The 19,343-nt window shown below is 59.9% G+C and carries 16 protein-coding genes; 1 reads left to right on the plus strand and 15 read right to left on the minus strand.

The features are described from left to right. Positions 1 to 30: 30 nt before the first annotated feature. Together J1W56_RS26080 and J1W56_RS12580 are read right to left on the minus strand one after the other, a co-directional pair. Positions 31 to 1,713 (minus strand): hypothetical protein, encoded by a 1,683-nt coding sequence (locus J1W56_RS26080; RefSeq protein WP_319025544.1) that lies wholly within the window; start codon positions 1,711 to 1,713, stop codon positions 31 to 33. A 54-nt stretch (positions 1,714 to 1,767) separates the two neighbouring features. Further along, on the minus strand, positions 1,768 to 3,060 hold the full coding sequence (locus J1W56_RS12580; protein WP_223613641.1) for an adenylosuccinate synthase: 1,293 nt from the start codon (positions 3,058 to 3,060) through the stop codon (positions 1,768 to 1,770). 189 nt (positions 3,061 to 3,249) lie between these two features. Between J1W56_RS12580 and J1W56_RS12585 the strand changes: the two genes are divergently transcribed. Continuing rightward, a complete protein-coding gene (locus J1W56_RS12585; RefSeq protein WP_223613642.1) occupies positions 3,250 to 4,143 on the plus strand; it encodes a DMT family transporter in 894 nt (297 codons plus the stop codon). On the opposite strand, the gene J1W56_RS12590 is transcribed toward J1W56_RS12585, so the two are convergent. The 13 genes from J1W56_RS12590 to tolQ form a co-directional block, all read right to left on the minus strand. Then, positions 4,144 to 4,662, minus strand: coding sequence for a GNAT family N-acetyltransferase (locus tag J1W56_RS12590; RefSeq protein ID WP_223613643.1), 519 nt, complete (start codon positions 4,660 to 4,662; stop codon positions 4,144 to 4,146). Positions 4,663 to 4,677: 15 nt separating this feature from the next. Beyond that, the gene (serA, locus tag J1W56_RS12595) at positions 4,678 to 6,273 is read right to left on the minus strand and encodes a phosphoglycerate dehydrogenase (protein ID WP_223613644.1); all 1,596 of its coding nucleotides are present in this window, start codon (positions 6,271 to 6,273) and stop codon (positions 4,678 to 4,680) included. Between the two features lie 79 nt (positions 6,274 to 6,352). Beyond that, positions 6,353 to 7,528 (minus strand): phosphoserine transaminase, encoded by a 1,176-nt coding sequence (locus J1W56_RS12600; protein WP_223613645.1) that lies wholly within the window; start codon positions 7,526 to 7,528, stop codon positions 6,353 to 6,355. A gap of 196 nt (positions 7,529 to 7,724) precedes the next feature. Next, complete coding sequence (locus tag J1W56_RS12605; protein WP_223613646.1) at positions 7,725 to 8,498, minus strand: outer membrane protein; 774 nt, start codon at positions 8,496 to 8,498, stop codon at positions 7,725 to 7,727. 204 nt (positions 8,499 to 8,702) lie between these two features. Beyond that, positions 8,703 to 10,055 carry a phosphoglucosamine mutase gene (glmM, locus tag J1W56_RS12610; protein ID WP_223613647.1) on the minus strand — a complete coding sequence of 451 codons (1,353 nt, stop codon included), beginning with the start codon at positions 10,053 to 10,055 and terminating at the stop codon, positions 8,703 to 8,705. Between the two features lie 211 nt (positions 10,056 to 10,266). Next, positions 10,267 to 12,201, minus strand: a complete 1,935-nt coding sequence (gene ftsH, locus J1W56_RS12615; protein WP_223613648.1) for an ATP-dependent zinc metalloprotease FtsH — start codon at positions 12,199 to 12,201, stop codon at positions 10,267 to 10,269. Between the two features lie 96 nt (positions 12,202 to 12,297). Next, positions 12,298 to 13,659: a tRNA lysidine(34) synthetase TilS gene (gene tilS / locus J1W56_RS12620; protein WP_223613649.1), complete on the minus strand. Its 1,362-nt coding sequence runs from the start codon at positions 13,657 to 13,659 to the stop codon at positions 12,298 to 12,300. Then, a complete protein-coding gene (gene ybgF / locus J1W56_RS12625; RefSeq protein WP_223613650.1) occupies positions 13,640 to 14,620 on the minus strand; it encodes a tol-pal system protein YbgF in 981 nt (326 codons plus the stop codon). Before ybgF ends, tilS begins: the two co-directional genes overlap by 20 nt. Positions 14,621 to 14,811: 191 nt before the next feature. Then, complete coding sequence (pal, locus tag J1W56_RS12630) at positions 14,812 to 15,315, minus strand: peptidoglycan-associated lipoprotein Pal (protein WP_223613651.1); 504 nt, start codon at positions 15,313 to 15,315, stop codon at positions 14,812 to 14,814. A 233-nt stretch (positions 15,316 to 15,548) separates the two neighbouring features. Continuing rightward, a complete protein-coding gene (gene tolB, locus J1W56_RS12635) occupies positions 15,549 to 16,865 on the minus strand; it encodes a Tol-Pal system beta propeller repeat protein TolB (protein ID WP_223613652.1) in 1,317 nt (438 codons plus the stop codon). Positions 16,866 to 16,894: 29 nt separating this feature from the next. Continuing rightward, positions 16,895 to 17,998 (minus strand): cell envelope integrity protein TolA, encoded by a 1,104-nt coding sequence (locus J1W56_RS12640; protein WP_223613653.1) that lies wholly within the window; start codon positions 17,996 to 17,998, stop codon positions 16,895 to 16,897. Between the two features lie 6 nt (positions 17,999 to 18,004). Beyond that, complete coding sequence (tolR, locus tag J1W56_RS12645) at positions 18,005 to 18,451, minus strand: protein TolR (protein ID WP_105734449.1); 447 nt, start codon at positions 18,449 to 18,451, stop codon at positions 18,005 to 18,007. Between the two features lie 33 nt (positions 18,452 to 18,484). Beyond that, the gene (tolQ, locus tag J1W56_RS12650) at positions 18,485 to 19,195 is read right to left on the minus strand and encodes a protein TolQ (RefSeq protein ID WP_105734448.1); all 711 of its coding nucleotides are present in this window, start codon (positions 19,193 to 19,195) and stop codon (positions 18,485 to 18,487) included. Between the last annotated feature and the right edge of the window lie 148 nt (positions 19,196 to 19,343).

A 19,343-nucleotide genomic window follows, 5' to 3' on the forward strand; every position in this document is an offset into this window, starting at 1 on the left:
CTTTTTCATCGGTCGTAGGGGCGCGACGGACTAGCCGCCCGCCTTGGCCGCCCATGCCTTCAGCACGTCGTCAAAGGCCTTCTCGCCCGGCAAGCCTTTTTCCAGCGTCAGCAGCGCACGGCGACCGGTCTTGTAGGCAATCGGGATATCGATCCACGACTGACGGCGCAGCAGAGCCATGTTGGTATCAACCGCGGTTTTCGCGTCATTCATCGCAATGATGAAGAAGTTGTCGGCAATCTTGGCCGGGATGCCGACGAGCGGGCTGCCGGGAGCCTGTTCGGTATCCTTCAGCGTCATGCGCGACACCGCATCGATGGACCCGCCGGGGAACCCTTCGGGAACCGTGAAGATCATTTCGACGAGATGGCTGGCCGGCAGCGTCTTGTCACCGTTGCGGCGGATGACCATGCGCAGCTTGATGCCACGGTCCGGGATAGTCACCTCGGCGCGGATTGCCGGTTCGGGCGGCAGGTCGTTGCCCGGCGATTCCTGCACCACGGACCAGACGACACCGCCAGCATCCGCCGTGCCGGCATCCTGTCCGGAACGCTCCTCATAGAAAAACGCCTTCTGGCCGATCGGCAGCGCCGCTGGCGGGGGCGTTGTCTGTCCGGCTGGAGCCGTCTGCTGTCCCTGCGCTGGCGGCTGTGTTGCAGGCTGCTGATCCGGCGTCGACGCGGCAACCGATGTGCCCTCGCCCAGCGACGGCGTGTCGTTGGCCGGGCCCGGATTGATTTCCTGTCCGTCCGGCAACAGCCGCTGCGTCAATTTCGGTTCGGGCTTTGCTTCGCCTGCCGGTGCCGTTGGCGTTGCAGGCTGTGCCGCAGGTTGCGCGGGCTGTTCTGTCTTCGCCGGCGGTGTTGCCGGCTGGTTGCCGGCAGTCTCGGCCGGTTTCGCCGGGGCTTTGTCGCCGCCGCCTGTCAGGCTGGCAAGGTAGGTCTTGACCGATGCGGCCCGTGCAGCGATCTGGTTCTTGTAGGTCCAGCCGGCATAGGCACCGCCACCAATAAGGACGAGCAGGCCGAGAAGGCTGACCAGGGGAACCAGCGAACGCTTCTGTTTCGGCTGCTTCAGCGGTCCGCGCGTGTAAACGCCATAGTCCGTGGGCCCGCGATCCTCCGGTTTCAGTTCCGGCTCGTCGTCAAGCTCCTCTTCCGGTCCGCGTCCGGATTTCAGCTTGCCGGCCATACCGGAAAAAGATCCGGCAAGGGGGCGCTCATCCGATCGTTCGTTGTGGAACCCGTCCTCCCGATGCTCGATCGGCTTGGCGCCGCTCGGCGTGTGGGTCGTCAGGAAATCCTCAAGCGCATCGGACTGGGCGATGGGCTTGGTAAAGGATGGCGCAGGCACGACCGGAGGCGTTGCGACGGGTGCCGGCTTTGGCGGTATCGCCGCAGCAGGCTCCGGCTTTGCCACAACCGGTGCCGGGGCGACCGGCGGTGGTGGTGGCGGAACAGGGGCCGCAACGGGAACCGGGTCCGGGACATGCGTCAGATCGTCGAGAGCAGGCGCGAAATCCGACTCGACTTCGATGATCGCATCTTCCAGCGCCTGTTTCTGGCGAACGGCGACAGCTTCCGGCGCATTCAGCGTCGCAAGCTTTTGCTCAATCGTTGCGCGAGCCTTTGCATACACACGTTGACGGAGCTCGGGCTTTGGGTCCGCGAGCCCGTCAATTGTCTTTCTCAATACTGCAACGAAATCAGCCATTCACCCAAACCTATGGTTTTGTTGTGAGATTAACATCGAAACCCGTTTGTGAGTCTAATCATGAAACGGGTCGGTAACAAGTATTGTGTCGTCCCGTTCCGGGCTGGTCGAAAGCAACGCGATCGGCGCACCGATCAGCTCTTCCAGATAGCGGGCATATTTCACCGCCTGCGCCGGCAGTTCGCTCCAGCTGCGTGCTCCGGCCGTTGTTTCCTTCCAGCCTTCCAGCGTCACATAGATCGGCTTGACGCGCGCCTGCGCGCCCTGACTGGCCGGGAGGTAATCGATGACCTCGCCATCGAGTTCATAGCTGGTGCAGACCTTGATCTCATCGAGACCGTCGAGCACGTCGAGCTTGGTCAGCGCGATACCGCTGATGCCGTTGTTGGCAACGGCCTGGCGCACCAGCACCGCATCGAACCAGCCGCAACGGCGCTTGCGCCCGGTGACGACGCCGAATTCATGGCCGCGCTGGCCGAGGAATTCGCCAACTTCATTCTGCTGTTCGGTCGGGAACGGGCCTTCGCCGACGCGGGTCGTATAGGCCTTGGTGATGCCGAGAACATAGTGCAGCGAGCCGGGTCCGATACCGGAACCGGCGGATGCCTGGCCGGCCACGGTGTTCGACGATGTCACGAACGGATAGGTGCCATGGTCGATATCGAGCAGGGTACCCTGCGCGCCTTCGAACAGGATGCGCTCGCCGGCCCGTTTCTTCTGGTCGAGAACATACCAGACGCGGTCCATGAACGGGATGATGTGCGGCGCGGCCTCAAGCAGTTCGGCCAGCAGCTTGGAACCATCGACTTCCTCGATGCCGAGACCGCGGCGCAGCGGATTGTGATGGGCCAGCAGCCGTTCGATCTTCGCCGGAAGCGTGTCGGGATCAGCGAGATCAAGCACGTGAATGGCGCGGCGGCCGACCTTGTCTTCATAGGCCGGGCCGATGCCGCGGCCGGTCGTGCCGATCTTGGTGCCTGAATTGGAGGCTTCGCGGCGGCGGTCAAGCTCACCATGGATCGACAGGATCAGCGTCGTGTTCTCGGCGATCTTCAGCGTTTCGGGCGTAATGACGACACCCTGCGCCTCGAGCTTTTTCTTTTCGGCGATGAATGCATGCGGATCGAAGACAACACCGTTGCCGATGATCGAGAGCTTGCCCTTGCGCACCACGCCCGATGGCAACAGCGACAGCTTGTAGGTGACACCATCGACAACCAGCGTATGGCCGGCATTGTGCCCGCCCTGAAAGCGGACAATGATATCGGCCCGTTCGGAAAGCCAATCGACAATCTTGCCCTTGCCCTCGTCACCCCACTGGGAGCCGATCACCACAACATTTGCCATTCAAAACTCCTCGAGTCATAACCTCGTCATGCATTTTTTGCTAAATGCGGTGCTTCTATACAGGCTGGTTCATAAAAGCGCGACAATTCTTTCGGCTGAAGCGTGGCCAATTTGCCATTATTAAACGAATAAACCTATTGTTCTGGCGACACCGCAACACTTCTCCCGCCAAAGTATAAGCAGCCCGCCATGAATCGCACCGCATACATCTTTCTGCTCGTGACCGCTCTCCTGTGGGGCGGCAATGCCGTGGCGGGCAAGCTCGCGGTTGGCCATATCTCGCCGATGCTTTTGACCATGCTGCGCTGGCTTATCGCCTTCGCGGTCGTCGCCGCAATCAGCGGCAGCCAGGTCAGGCGGGACTGGAAAGTGCTGCGCGCCCATCTGCCGCTGCTCGCCGCCCTGGGCGGGTTCGGCTTCACTTTCTTCAACATGGCCCTCTACACCGCCTTGAACTATACCTCGGCCATCAACGTCACCATCGAACAGGCCGGCATGCCGATGGTGATCTTCGTTGCCAACCTGCTGCTGTTCGGCATGGCCGTGCGCCCCGGCCAGATCTTCGGCTTCAGCCTGTCGCTCGTCGGCGTGGCCTTGACCGCCGGGCATGGCAGCTTCCTCAAGCTGGCGGAACTCGAGGTCAATCAGGGCGATGCGCTGATGCTGCTCGCCGTGCTGTTCTACAGCGGCTATACCGTGGCATTGCGGCTTCGTCCGGCCATTCACTGGCAGAGCCTGATGACGGTCATGACGTTCTTTGCCTTTGCCACCGCCATCCCGTTCACGATCTGGGAATGGCTGGATGGCGCGCTGGTCGCACCGGATTTTACCGGCACGATGGTCGTGCTTTACACCGCGCTTTTGCCGTCGCTTGCCGCACAGGTGCTGTTCATCAAGGGGGTCGAATATATCGGCGCCAATCGCGCCGGCCTGTTCATCAATGCGGTGCCGATCTTCGGCACGTTGCTGGCCGTGATCCTGCTGGGCGAGGCATTTCACCTCTATCACGCCGTCGCCCTGGTGCTGGTTCTCGGCGGCATCGGCATTGCCGAAATCAGCGGGCGCAAGCACGCCGCCGCCTGATCAGGCAAGCCTGCGCAGCATGAAACAGGCATCATCCGAATAGGATTTGAGTTTTGCGTCGAGTTCCGGCCGCTGCACCACCGCGAAACCCTGCTTCTGCCAGAAGTCGGCGGAATTGTTGACTGAGACCAGCGACATGGTTTCGAGCCCCTCGGCACGCGCCTGATCGGCAAGGATCGACACGATGCGCGGCGCCGCACCACTACCGCGCGAGGCGGGCAGGAGCGCGATATCGTGCAGATAATAGGTCGTCGGATGATCCGGCAGGCGCTCGAGCAGGCTGTTCAGGGCTGGCGTGGCAAAGAGCTGCCACGGATGCGTGATCGCATAGCCAAAAAGTTCACCGCTCTGCCCCTCGAGGACAAAGCAGCCTTTGCCGTAAAGGCGCATGCGTTCCAGATAGATCGCATCATCCTCGAAAAAATCCGTATGGATGACGGCCGCCATGGCGATGACGGAAGCGAGGTCCCCCGCTTCCATCCGGCGCCAGTTCAGTGTGTGCGTTTGGGATGTCGACATACGCCATCCCTACAATCAGCCGATGTCAAATTCCAGCGGTTTGGCCGAAACAATTGCCTTGTTCACGCGCAGTTCTTCCAGAACATGATCCGGAATCCGCTCGTCGAGATAGAGCATGGCGATGGCGTTGCCGCCGGGATTGTCGCGGCCCAGCGAGAAGTTGGCGATGTTGACGCCGTTCTTGCCGCAGATCGTGCCGAGCATGCCGATCATGCCGGGTGTGTCGTTGTTGGTCGTGTAGAGCATGTGCTGGCCAACTTCGGCATCGAGATTGATGCCCTTGATCTGGATGAAGCGCGGCTTGCCGTCGGAAAAACAGGTACCGGCAATCGAACGGGTCAATGAAGCGGATTTGACCGTCAGCTTGATATAGCCGTCGAACACACCCGACTTGTCACGGCGCACTTCGGAGAGAATAATGCCCCGTTCCTTCACCATGACCGGTGCCGACACCATGTTCACATCCGCCACCTGCGGGCGGATCAGGCCGGCCAGGGCCGCGCTGACCAGCGCCCGGGTGTTCATCGCGGCAGTGGAACCGTCGAACAGCACTTCCACTTCCTGGATCGGCTCGTCGGTGACCTGCCCGACAAAGGCACCCAGCACTTCCGCCAGCTTGACGAACGGCTTCAGGCGCGGCGCTTCCTCCGCCGTGATCGACGGCATGTTGATCGCGTTGGAAACCGCACCCTTGATCAGGTAGTCCGCCATCTGCTCGGCAACCTGCAGTGCGACATTCTCCTGCGCTTCGCTCGTCGACGCGCCAAGATGCGGCGTGCAGACGACGTTCGGCAGGTTGAACAGCTCGTTCTCCGTCGCAGGTTCCACCTCGAACACGTCGATGCCGGCACCGGCAACCTTGCCCGCCTTCAGGGCCGCGACGAGATCCTTCTCGATGATCAGGCCGCCGCGGGCGCAATTGACGATGCGCACGCCGTCCTTCATCTTGGCGATGGTATCCGCATTGATGATGCCGCGGGTCTTGTCGGTCATCGGCGTGTGCAGGCTGATGAAATCGGCCCGTGCCAGCAGTTCGTCAAGCTCGACCTTCTCGACGCCCAGCTCTTCAGCCCGGCCTTCCGACAGGAACGGATCGAAGGCGATGACGTGCATCTTGAGGCCGACGCCGCGCGTGGCGACAATCGAACCGATATTGCCGCAACCGATGATACCCAGCGTCTTGCCGGTGATCTCGACGCCCATGAAGCGGTTCTTTTCCCACTTGCCGGCACGGGTGGAAGCGTCTGCTTCCGGCAGTTCGCGGGCAACCGCGAACATCAGCGCGATGGCATGTTCGGCCGTGGTGATGGAATTGCCGAAAGGCGTGTTCATCACGATGATACCCCGGCGGGATGCGGCGGGAATATCGACATTGTCGACGCCGATACCGGCGCGGCCGATGACCTTCAGGTTGGTGGCGGCGGCAATCAGCTTTTCCGTGACCTTGGTGGCCGAACGGATGGCAAGACCGTCATACTGGCCGATCACTTCGGCCAGCTTTTCCTTGTCCTTGCCCAGATCAGGCAGGTAATCGACTTCTACGCCACGATCCTTGAAGATCTGAACGGCGGTCGGGGAGAGTTTATCGGATACGAGTACGCGCGGTGCCATCATGGCCTCCATCGTTGAATCGGTGAAATTTTGAATTGGGGGTGACCGCATCCGCTGCGGTCACGTCAAGCCGGTGAAATCAGGCAGCCTGTTTCAGCGCGGCCTTTTGCGACTGGAATGCCCAGTCGAGCCACAGCGTCAGCGCTTCGAGATCGGCCGTTTCGACCGTCGCACCTGCCCAGATGCGCAGCCCCGATGGAGCGTCGCGATAGGCGCCGATATCATAGGCAACGCCTTCCTTCTCCAGAACCGCAACCAGGTTCTTGGCGAAATTGGCCTGGGCATCCTTGTCGAGCGCCGTGATCTCGGGATCGACGATGGTCAGGCACACGGACGTGTTGGACCGGGTTGCCGGGACCTTTGCCAGGTTGGCAATCCATGGCGTGCGTTCGACAAAGGCATTGAGTGCGGCAAAGTTGCGGTCAGCACGGCCGACAAGTCCATCCAGACCGCCGAGCGATTTTGCCCAGTTCAACGCATCGATGTAATCCTCGACACACAGCATCGACGGCGTGTTGATCGTCTCGCCGGAGAAAATACCTTCGATCAGCTTGCCGCCGGAGGTTAGGCGGAAAATCTTCGGCAGCGGCCAGGCGGGCTTGTAGCTTTCCAGCCGCTCGACAGCCCGCGGGCTGAGGATCAGCATGCCGTGCGCACCCTCGCCGCCGAGCACTTTCTGCCAGGAGAAGGTGACGACATCGAGCTTGTCGAAATCAAGACGCTGCGCAAACGCCGCCGAGGTGGCGTCGCAGATGGTCAGGCCCTTGCGGTCCGCCGGAATGAAATCGCCATTGGGCACACGCACGCCCGAGGTCGTGCCGTTCAAGGTGAAGACGACGTCGCGGTCAAAATCGACTGTTGAAAGGTCGGGCAGTTCACCGTAACCGGCCTCGATGGTCCGGGCATCGCCAAGCTTCAGCTGCTTGACCACGTCGGTGATCCAGCCCGCGCCAAAGCTTTCCCAGGCAACCATGTCGACGCCGCGCTCGCCGAGCAGCGACCACAGGGCCATCTCGACAGCGCCGGTATCGGACGCCGGAACAATGCCGATGCGGTAATCGGCGGGAACTTGCAGGATATCGCGGGTAAGATCGATCGCCTGTTTCAGCTTCGTCTTGCCGACCTTGGCGCGATGCGAGCGGCCAAGCGGTGCGTCGGAAAGCGCTTGAAGCGACCATCCGGGACGTTTTGCACAGGGACCTGATGAAAAATTCGGGTTAGCCGGGCGCTGCGCCGGCTTTACAAGCGTCGTCATGTTTTCTCCTATCCTCACAGATAGCACGCCTCTCGTTGGGGAGAGGTGGCCCACTCCGGGAACTAGGAGAAATGTCGTTCACAGTCAAGAAATATGTTTGCGTGCGACATTAAATCTGCAGGAGCCGACGGATTGAAACACAAACGAAAACGGCAGGAGCAATGCTCCTGCCGCTCGAAAAACCAAGTCGTTTCAATCAGAAAGCGTAGCGTACGCCGACCTTGAAATCATGCGACGTGATGTCCTTGAATTTGAACGGCTCAGGATTGGCGCGTGTGAAACGATCATCATAATTGTGCGCATTGGCAGTCTGGCCATCGCCAAGATTGACGTAGCTGTACCCGACATCGATGGTCATGCGGTCCGTTGCCTTGATGCCGACACCGGCATGCAGTGCCCATGCGAAGTTCCACTGGGAGGCACTGTCGGCATAACCGCCGCCACCATTGAGGATGTTGTCATCGGTGAAGTTGGAGATCGTATTGCGCGACGCACCGATACCACCACCGACATAGGGGGTTATGCCGCTGAATGTGCCAAGATCCGCATAGGCGTTGGCCAGGAACAGCCATTCGGATTTCTTCGCATGGTATTGGTTGGTTCCATACTGTCCCAGCGCGGGATTGGAATAGAAATCAAGGGCACTGAATTCGGTTTTGCCGCGATACTGACCGGTTACGTCAGCACGAAGCCAATCGTTGAACTGGTAACCGACACCAATCTGGCCGGTGATTCCGGCATCGAACGTACCGTCCTCCAGAAAGCCGTGCTGCGCTGCGTCGCCGAAGCCGACATAGTCCAGATTGCCGAGGCGCTGGTTGCTCATGCCGATATCGCCGCGCAGATACCATCCGCCGAACTGCTGCACTTCGACCACCGGTACTTCCACCGGATCCGCAGCATGAGCCGGGATTGCCCCCAGGCATAGCAGAGCTGCACTCGCTGCAGCATATTTATTGAAAATGCCCATTTCATATCCCTCGTCAGGCCCAAAAATCGAAACGCAGCGAATGCTACTAAGGTTCTAGAGGGGAATATGGAGGGAAAAAGTTAAATCCCGCTTAACCGTGTTTGTTCACCATGATCATTAACGTTAACAAACCCCATACCGCTAAGCAGATGTGAAAATGGGCCCGCAAAGGGGCCCATTCAGCGCGTTGCGGCTGGCGGCAAATCAGGCTGCCGATTTGACCGACGAGATCACCGAAATGATATCATTGACGACGGTATCGACCAGTTGGCTGTCGTCCCCTTCCGCCATGACACGGATCAAGGGCTCCGTTCCCGACGGGCGGATGACCAGACGGCCGGATTTCCCAAGACGGTCGCGGGCATCATCGATCGCCGTCTTGACCTTCTTGTCCTCAAGCGGCTTGCCGCCCGCCGTGCGGATGTTCTTGAGCACCTGGGGCACCGGTTCGAACTTGCGGCAGACCTCGCTGACGGGTTTCCCCTCCTCCTGAACCACGGCCAGAATCTGCAGGGCAGAAACAAGTCCGTCACCGGTCGTAGAGAAATCAGAAATGACGATATGGCCGGACTGTTCGCCACCGATGTTGAAGCCATGGTTGCGCATGTGCTCGACCACGTAGCGGTCGCCGACATTGGTGCGGGCCAGGGTCAGGCCGCGATCGCCGAGAAAGCGTTCAAAGCCAAGGTTGGACATGACCGTTGCGACAACGCCGCCGCCGACAAGCCGGTCCGATTCCTGCCAGGACTGCGCGATCACCGCCATCAGCTGATCACCATCGATGATCGAGCCCTTCTCATCGACGATCAGCACACGGTCCGCATCGCCATCCAGCGCGATGCCGATATCCGCCCGCACCTCGTGCACCTTCTTGATGAGGCTCAACGGATGCGTCGAGCCGCAATCCTCGTTGATGTTGGTGCCGTTCGGCTTGTCGTTGATCGTCACCACGTCGGCGCCAAGCTCCCACAGGGCAGCGGGCGCAACCTTGTAGGCCGCACCATTGGCGCAATCCACGACGACCCTCAAACCGGCGAGCGAGATGTTCTTCGGCATCGTCCGCTTGGCGAACTCGATATAGCGATAGATATCGCCATCGACGCGCTTGGCCCGTCCGAGGGCTTCAAAGCTCGACAACCGCCCCGACAGGTCCTCGTCCATCAGCCGTTCGATCTCAAGCTCGATCTCGTCGGAGAGCTTGAAGCCATCCGGGCCGAAGAGCTTGATACCGTTGTCATGGTAGGGATTGTGCGAGGCGGAAATCATCACACCGATATCGGCACGCAGCGAGCGGCACAACATGGCCACGGCGGGCGTCGGTATCGGCCCGAGCAGAAAGACATCCATGCCGGTGGAGGTGAAGCCGGCGACCAGCGCGTTCTCGATCATGTAGCCGGAAAGACGGGTGTCCTTGCCGATCACCACCCGGTTGCGGTGATTGCCGCGCTTGAAGGCGAGGCCGACAGCCATGCCGACCTTCATCGCGATATCCGGTGTCATGGGGTAGGCATTTGCCTGTCCGCGAATACCGTCGGTGCCGAAATATTTTCGAGCCATAGTGTCTATCCAAACTGTGCGGCCAACTCTTATCCGGCGGCGCCGGTGTTCAGCCTGTTGTGCTTGTGCCTGATCTTCACGCTTATTGCAGAAGACCTTTCCTTGCGCATTTCACAAATTATGTGGCGATTATACTATCATTCAATCCGTGAACAATCCGTGCAAAAACGGCCGGTGAATACCGGCCGTTGCTTGTTGGCGCGTGCCGCAATCAGGACTGCGGCTGCGGTTCGAGGCCCTTATCCGGCTCGTCGCCCTTGCGCGGCTTCTTGGCTGAACCGGCTTTGGGGACAGCCGAACCGCGCGACGGCGGCGTATCATCGCCAAGATCGCGGGCTGGTTTGTTACCCGCCATGATTGCCTTGATCTCTTCGCCGGTCAGCGTCTCGTATTCGAGCAGACCTTCGGCAATCGCGATCCATTCCTTCTTCTTCTTTGTCAGAATGACACGTGCCTGCGTGTAGGCATCGTCAATCAGCTTGCGCACTTCCGCATCGATCAGCTGCGCCGTCTCCTCGGATACGTTCTGTGTACGGGCAACGGAGTGGCCAAGGAATACTTCTTCCTGATTTTCGCCGTAAGCCACATGACCGAGCTTGTCGGAGAAGCCCCAGCGGGTCACCATCGCACGGGCAAGCTTGGTTGCCTGCTCGATATCCGATGAAGCACCCGACGTGATGTTCTCCTTGCCGAACTTCAGTTCTTCGGCAATACGCCCGCCCATCATGATCGCCAGACGCGAGATCATCCACTTGTAGCTCATGGAATAGCGGTCGGCTTCCGGCAACTGCATGACCATGCCGAGCGCACGGCCGCGCGGAATGATCGTCGCCTTGTGCAGGGGATCGGCCATCGCCACGTTCAGCGCCACAATGGCGTGACCGGCTTCATGATAGGCCGTCAGTTCCTTTTCCGCCTGGGTCATGGCTGTCGAGCGCCGCTCGGCACCCATCATGATCTTGTCCTTGGCGTCTTCGAATTCGAGCATGGTAACGAGACGCTTGTTGCGGCGCGCTGCCGTCAGCGCCGCTTCATTGACGAGGTTCATCAGATCGGCACCGGAGAAGCCGGGTGTGCCGCGGGCCAGCACCTTCAGATCGACATTCGGTGCCAGCGGAACATTGCGGACGTGAACCTTCAAGATCTTTTCACGGCCGGAAACATCCGGGTTCGGCACGACGACCTGACGGTCGAAACGGCCCGGACGCAGCAGTGCAGGATCGAGAACATCGGGACGGTTGGTCGCAGCAATCAGGATGACGCCTTCATTGGCCTCGAAACCATCCATCTCGACCAGCAGCTGGTTCAGCGTCTGTTCGCGTTCATCATTGCCGCCGCCCAGACCGGCGCCGCGATGACGGCCGACCGCATCGATTTCGTCGATGAAGATGATGCAGGGCGCATTCTTCTTCGCCTGTTCGAACATGTCACGCACACGCGATGCACCGACACCGACGAACATTTCAACGAAGTCGGAACCGGAGATGGTGAAGAACGGCACATTGGCTTCACCGGCGATGGCGCGCGCCAGAAGCGTCTTACCGGTACCGGGAGGGCCCACGAGCAGCACGCCGCGCGGAATGCGCCCGCCAAGCCGCTGGAATTTCTGCGCATCGCGCAGGAATTCGACGATTTCTTCGAGATCTTCCTTGGCTTCGTCAACGCCGGCCACGTCCTGAAACGTCACGCGCCCATGCGCCTCGGTCAGCAGCTTGGCTTTGGATTTGCCAAAACCCATGGCGCCACGCGAGCCGCCCTGCATCTGGCGCATGAAGAAAATCCACACGCCGACGATCAGGATCATCGGCAGCCAGTTGATCAGCATGCCGACAAACGATGTCGAGCCATCGGTCTCGGGCCGGGCGGCGATCTGGACATTCTTGCTCTCGAGGCGGCCGACGAGGCCGGCATCCCCAGGCGAATAGGTCTGGAACGTTGCGTTATTGTCGGCATAGGTGCCCGTGATGCGGTTGCCGGCGATCGTCACCGTTTTCACGCGGCCATTATTCACGTCCGTTATGAACGTCGAATAGGGCACATCACTGGATGCCGAACGCTGGGAAGGGCTTTGAAAAAGGTTGAACAACGCGATCAGAAGCAAAGCGATAATCGCCCACAGTGCGAAGTTCCGGTAGTTAGGATTCATTATCGGGTCCCATCAATCACAACCGCAAGGACGCGGAATTTACACGTAACATAGGTTCGAAGCATGGCCTTGCCAAGGCTGGCAATCAAACTGAGATCAATTCTTATCAATCTGGTTTACAGAAAATCGCTTGTAATCCCGCAAACCAAACAATTTTGCCACGCTGGCGGCAAGGTTTTCATCATAGCCTGAAAGGATATGATCGAACAGGGCGACGTGTCGTGTCACCTCGACCCCCGCAGGCACATTCCCGTGATGCGGTCCGGCCGGAACGGCAACAATCCGGCCCTCGACCACAAAGGCCGGGCTGGATGCGATCGAAGCGCGGTGGACATTGCCGCAGCCGCCCTCCTGCAAAAACACCACCCCGTCATCGCCCGCCGCCCTGATCCGCAGCGCGATCGGGGCGCCATTCGACACGCGGTAACGTCCATCCCACACGATGGCGCAACCGGGTGCGATGACGGCATCGGGAATCGAACGCATTTCACGGTATATGGTTACGCCTGTGTTAACCCGCTGGATTATGCAGCGGCCAAGACTCATGCGGCGGGGGCCATCCGCGCCGGTGAGATGGCGGAGGGCCTTGCCGCATTCCTCCACCGACGGCAGAAACGACAGGCCGCCCATAGCGGCCAATAGAACCCCCATGGCGAGACGTTGAGCATCATCGCCGTATTGATCGAAACCTGCGGTGTTCATCTCGGCCCTGACGCCGTCCGTCACCGTGACATGACCCAGCAAGAGCTTCGCCGCCTCGCCGTTGACGGCAAGCCGCTGCGCGCCGTTGCGGGCAACGCGCGCTGGAATGTCGCCGCTGCCCTGTTCCTGCAGCGCCGTCCTGACCTGCACCCGTTCGGACTGCGGATTGGCATTGGACGGATCGTCGCGCCAGACGATCCCCCGCGCGCGCAGATAGCCGCGCAAGTCTTCGCGCCGGATCCCGAGCAGCGGCCTGACCAGCCATGTCTCTCGCTCGAGCAGGGTGAACCGCGCCATGCCGGCAAGGCCGCGTTCGCCGCCGCGCGCCGCGCGCATCATGAACGTCTCGTTCTGATCGTCCAGCGTATGGCCGGTCAGGATCACATCGGTTGCCGCTTCGCCGGCGGCGTCGCGAAGCAGCCGGTAGCGGGCCTCGCGCGCCTTGGCGGACAGTCCGGTGGCGGGCTTGGCTCCAGCCCAGTTGACAATATGGTGGTCGAGATCCGCCGCCTTGCACAGGTCCGCGACATACAGAGCTTCCTCCGCTGATTCAGCCCGCAGCCCATGATCGACGGTGACGGCAACGATACGGGGAAAGGCGGCCCGGCTTTTGCGCAGATCATCAAGCAGGAAAAGCAGAGCGAGAGAATCGCTGCCGCCGGAAACGGCAACGACGACCGCCGTCAGACGGTCGAAATCGATTCCAGCGAAAATCTCTTCCGGATCGAGGCGATGGTCAGCATTTGTTGGCGGCACGTTCATTCTTCACGCGCTCTTTGAGCGCGACCGAGAGGCTGGGATAGCGTGAACTCACCGTTGCAAAGGTGGCGCAGGCGACATCGTGGTCCTTCATCTTCGCCAGCGTCATGCCGAGCTTGAGCAGGTTTTCCGGGCTTTTCTTGGAATCGGGAAACTGCTTGTGGTTGTCGATGAAGACCGATGCCGCTTCCTGGTAGCGTTCCTGGCCATACAGCGATTCGCCGAGCCAGTAGCGCGCGTCGGGATCGGAGGGATCTTTCGGGAACCGCTCGATATGGCTGCGGAAGGCAGCTTCGGCATTGCGATAATCGCCGGACAGGAACAATTGATAGGCCTGCCGGTACAGCGCATTGGGATCATCCGTCTGCGGCAGCGACGCAAGGCTGGGATTGGCTGCCGGAGCGGTGTCGTTCCTTGTTTCACCGATTACGTTGCCATTGGCATCGAACTCAATCTGTCCAAGCGCGCGCGGCGGTTCGCCGACCTGCGGAGACTGCGGAGCATTGGGCTGAGGGTCAATAGCAGCGGAATCGGTGCTGTCGGATGGGGTTGTCCGCGACGGAGCGGCGGGGTAAGCGGAGGCATCTGGCGATGCCTCCCCTGTTGTCCGAGAAGGCGCGGCACCGGCAACCGTACGGTCGCCCCTGCCGCCGGCATCGGTTTTCTTACCGCCGCCCTTCTTTTCCAGTTCCTGAAAACGGAACTCATTGTCTTCCTGAACCTTGCGCATCTGCTCCTGCATTTGCAGCAACTGGAAATTAAGGTCTTCGATCTTGCCTGTCAGCTGCCTGATCTGCTCCTCCAGCTGGCTGACACGCGGATCGCCTGCCTGAGCCATAAGGATCGGCGCATCACTTTTCCCGACATTTGCCTTCGGCGCAGCGGGAAAAAAGCTGCCATCAAGGTTCGAGGCATGGCTGGCGCCGGTTGCCAGAAAAGGCAGAACCGCCACAGCCATAACCAATCTTTTCAGTCGTTTGTTCATTCCTTTACCGCCCCTGATATGGGAATTTAACCACCGCAACGATTTACGGCGAACCTATCTAACACGAGCAACGCGACTTCGGCCAAATTTTGTTGTGATCGCGGGTGAGACAAAAAAAGCGGCCCGAAGGCCGCTTTTCTGCAGTTACATCAGAGATGTATGGCTTAGCTGCCAGCACCGCCGAGAACGGTAACGGCACGGCGATTCTGCGACCAGCAGGAGTCGGCATCGCACACGGCAACCGGACGTTCATTGCCATAGGAGATGGTCTTGATGCGGGCAGCCGGCAGGCCGCGCGACGCGAGGAAGTTGCGGGCTGCAGCCGCACGGCGCTGGCCGAGAGCCAGATTGTATTCGCGTGTGCCGCGTTCGTCCGCATGACCTTCAACGGTGATGGTGTAGTTGGGGTAGCGCTGCAGCCACTGAGCCTGCTTGGAGAGGGTCTGCTGGGCATCCGCACGGATGACGGAGGAGTCGACATCGAAGAAAATGCGATCGCCAACATTGACCGTGAAGTCCTGGGTCGAACCCGGGCGGGCACTACCGGCACCGTTCAGGCCAAGATCACCGGCGCTGTTGATAGGTTTCTTCGCACAGCCCGCAATAGCGAGAGCCATGAAAAGGGCGACGACAACTGGACTGCGGGCGATCATTTCGAAGCGGCGCATAGCCTGGACTCCTTAAGAATTGAATTGTTTCGGTGAACAAGCAGTAACCATATCGAGGTTAAGGCCAGTTCAAGAAACAGGGTTAATCCACTCTTAACACCAGGATTAACAGCGAAATCAGTGAATGTCCTGCATCCTTAATGCAAACAATGCGGCGGAAAAACGACATTCGCGGCAATGTTGAGATAACATCGCCGCGAATGGTCTTAAATCATCGATTGATCAGGATGCAATCACTCGAGAAGCGGTGACCATGCCGGATCGGATGCCAGATTGGGTGTCTGGATCTGGCGCAGGTTGCGGCCCGTCAGGTCGATCGTGAACAGATGCGGGCTGTTCGATCCGGGAGGGAAGCGGTAGAACATCAGGACGCGGCCGTTCGGAGCCCAGGTCGGGCCTTCATCGTGATAGCCGCTGGTCAGGATGCGTTCACCCGAGCCGTCCGTCTTCATGACGCCGATGGAGAACTGGCCGCCCGACTGCTTGGTAAAGGCGATCAGATCGCCGCGCGGCGACCAGACCGGCGTGGAGTAGGAACCGTCGCCGAACGAGATGCGCTGCGGGTTCGAACCATCCGCGCCCATCTTGTAGATTTGCGGCCGGCCGCCACGGTCAGATCCGAACACAACCTGCGAACTGTCGGGTGAATAGGATGCACCGGTATCGATGGCGCTGGTGCTGGTCAGGCGGGTCGTCGTGCGGCTGCGCACATCCATCGCGTAGATATTGGCGCTGCCATCATCCTGCAGAAGGCTCATGGCCACTTTCTGCCCGTCGGAGGAGAAGCGCGGCGCAATCGTCATGCCGGGGAAGTTGCCGACGAGTTCACGCTGCCCGGTTTCCAGCTGCAGGAGATAAACCTGCGGCTTGGCGCCTTCGAACGACATATAGGTGATTTCCTGGCGGCTCGGTGAAAAGCGCGGTGTCAGCACCAGGTCCTTGCCATTGGTCAGATAGCGCACATTGGCACCGTCCTGATCCATGATGGCCAGACGCTTGACGCGCTTTTCCCGGGTGCCGGATTCATCGACAAACACGACGCGCGTGTCGAAGTAGCCCTTTTCACCCGTCAGCTTCTGGTAGATGGCATCGGCAATGATATGGGCGACGCGGCGCCAGCTGTCGGGCGAGGTGAAGAACTGCTGCCCGTCAAGCTGCTGGCCGGCAAATGTATCCCAGAGGCGGAATTCCGCCTTGAGCCTGCCATCCGGCTGCTTGGTGACACGGCCGGTGACAAGCGCCTGCGCGTTGATGACTTTCCAGTCCTCGAAACGCGGTGCGGCATCGGGATTGGAAATCTTCTCGATGAACGCGCCCTTGTCGATCGGGGCAAAAAGGCCGGACCGTTCCAGATCGGCTGCAATGACGCCCGTAATATTGGCACCAAGCTGATCGCCGGAAAGGAAATCCGTGATGGCGATGGGCATAGGCTCGACAACACCCTTGGTGATATCGAGTTTGAGCTCAGCCCGTGCTGGCAGTATCGCGATTGCCAATGTCGCAACAAGCGTCACGAAGATTGGGAAAATAGTCCGGGTAATTTTCAGCATAAGTTCAGGGCCCTCTTTTGGCTGGCCTATTAGTCATCTACAGCGGGATGGAACGTCAGTTCGACAACGTCCCAGCCACCTGCATATTTGTCCTGCGGCAGATTGTACGGAGCGGTGCGCATCACCGCCCGCAGCGCACTGCTCTTTGCCGCACTCAGCACCGCGGCATCGCCGCCGCTGCCGGTGACGGTCGGCGTGCCGTCAATTTCGCCGGTCTTGGTGAGGCGGAACTTGACCACCACGACCATGTCCGGGAAGTCAGGCGCACCGACCGGCTTGATCCAGTTCTTCGAGATAAGTCCGCGCAGCGCGTCCATCTCGTTCTGGCTGAGCTTGGCGCCGCCTGTCGATTTGGTGGCGCCGAGCGATGCCTGCTCCGTCGAACGCTTGGCACCGCCGCCGGAAGGCTTCTCGTGATTGAGCAATTCGGCAACTTGATCGGCAATCCCGCTCTTGTCTTTGGACGGTGTCGGCGCGGTCTTGGTGGGTTTCGGCGTTTCCTTGGTTTCCTTGCGCTCCGGCGTCGTCGCGGTCTGTGCCTGGGCAGGCTTGGGCTTGTCCTCAGGCTTCGCCACGTTCTGCGGCAGCTTGAAGGCTTCCTCGGCTGGCTTTTCCGCCTGCGGCGTTGGCTCGACCTTCGGCGCATCCGGTGTCGGTGCCGGCTTGGAATCATTGATCGCCGCCGTGATCGGGTCCGGCGTGACGTCCTGCTTCGGCTTTGCCTCAGGCGCTATTTCCGTCGCCGGGACCGGAACCGGTTTGGTTTCCGGCTTCACTTCAGGCTTCGGATCCGGCTTGGCAACAGGCACGTCCGATTGCTTCGGGGCCTCGGCCGACTCCACTACCTTTGGCTTGGTCGAAGGGATCGGCTTGGTCTCGACATCTGTTTCAGCGTCGCCAATGATCTGCGCATCCGGTTTGGTCTGCGGCTTTTCCGTCGGCTTCGGCGTTGCCTTTTCAGCCTTCGGCGCCTTTACGTCACCCTTCTGCAACTGGCTTGTATCGGAGATGATTTCGATCGGCAGCGATTCGGAATTGGCCAAATCCATCGGTTTTGGCGCAGAAAAGGTCAACAGCCCCCAGCCGAGGATAACGGCGTGGATAATGGCGGAGGATGCAACACTCGTCTTCATGACTTATCAGCTGCCTTCCGGAAGGCTGACGAGACCGATATTCTTGAATCCGGAACCGGAAATGCGCGCCATGACCTTCATGATCGTGCCATAGTCGGCAGCCTTGTCGCCTTTGACAAAGATGCGCTCTTCATAGCCGGTCTTGGCAATCGCCTGAAGTTTCGGGACGATTTCCTCGATCGGGATTTCGGTTTCCTGCAGGAAGACCTGGCCCTTCTGGTTGATCGTCACATAGATCGGATTGGTTTCGCTGTTCAGCGCCTTGGCCTGGGTTTCCGGCATGTCGATGGGCACGCCCACCGTCATCATCGGTGCCGTCACCATGAAAATGATCAGGAGCACGAGCATGACGTCGACCAGCGGCGTCACGTTGATTTCACTCATCAACGCCTTGCTGGCACGGCCGCGACGGCCGCGTCCCCCTGAACCCTTGTTACCAACAGACATGCCCATGGCATTCAATCCCGCACTTGTAAAATCAGTTGCTTAAGAACGCGGCGCCAGCTTCTCATCGATTTGCCGCGAGAGTATGGCGGAGAACTCGTCCGCAAAGCCCTCCATGCGTGCGGTCAGTTTGCCCGCATCGCTTGACAGTTTGTTGTAGGCGATAACTGCCGGGATGGCGGCAACCAGACCAATGGCCGTCGCCAGCAGCGCTTCCGCGATACCGGGCGCGACAACCGCGAGGCTGGTGGACTTCGAACCGGCAATGCCCATGAACGATGTCATGATGCCGATGACCGTGCCGAACAGGCCGATGAAGGGGCCGGCCGAACCGATGGTCGCCAGAAAGCCGAGGCGGGCGGCGAGAATATCACTTTCGCGTGAAAGGGCGACATCCATCGCCTTGTCGATACGCATCTGCAGGGCGATGGGGGAACGGGCGCCCTTTTCGAAGGACTTTTTCCACTCGCGCATCGCGGCGATGAAAATGGAGCCCATGCCGGTCGTGCGCTTTTCGCCCAGGTTGCGGTAAAGCTCTTCCAGCGACTGGCCGGACCAGAAAACCTGTTCGAAACGGTCAAAGGCGCGCTTGGCGCGACCATAGCCGAGTACCTTGTCGATGATGATCGCCCAGGTCCAGATGGAAGCACCCAGAAGGCCGATCATGACCAGCTTGACGATGAATCCGGCCTGCCAGAACAATCCCCAGAGGGAGACGTCCGATGTCTGAACAGCAACCGCTAAATTTTCCATATCCACTACCCTCGAATCCGAAAACCCGGTATTTCAACCGGGCTGCAATCGTCTCTCATACCCGTGCTTGGTCCACCGAAGTATAAATGGTCCGGCAATACGACCACGCGCCACTTTATTTCTTTGGAACCCGGCCGAACGCCTGACC

It is taken from the genome of Phyllobacterium calauticae (genome assembly GCF_019991125.1).
GTDB classification, from domain to species: domain Bacteria; phylum Pseudomonadota; class Alphaproteobacteria; order Rhizobiales; family Rhizobiaceae; genus Phyllobacterium; species Phyllobacterium calauticae.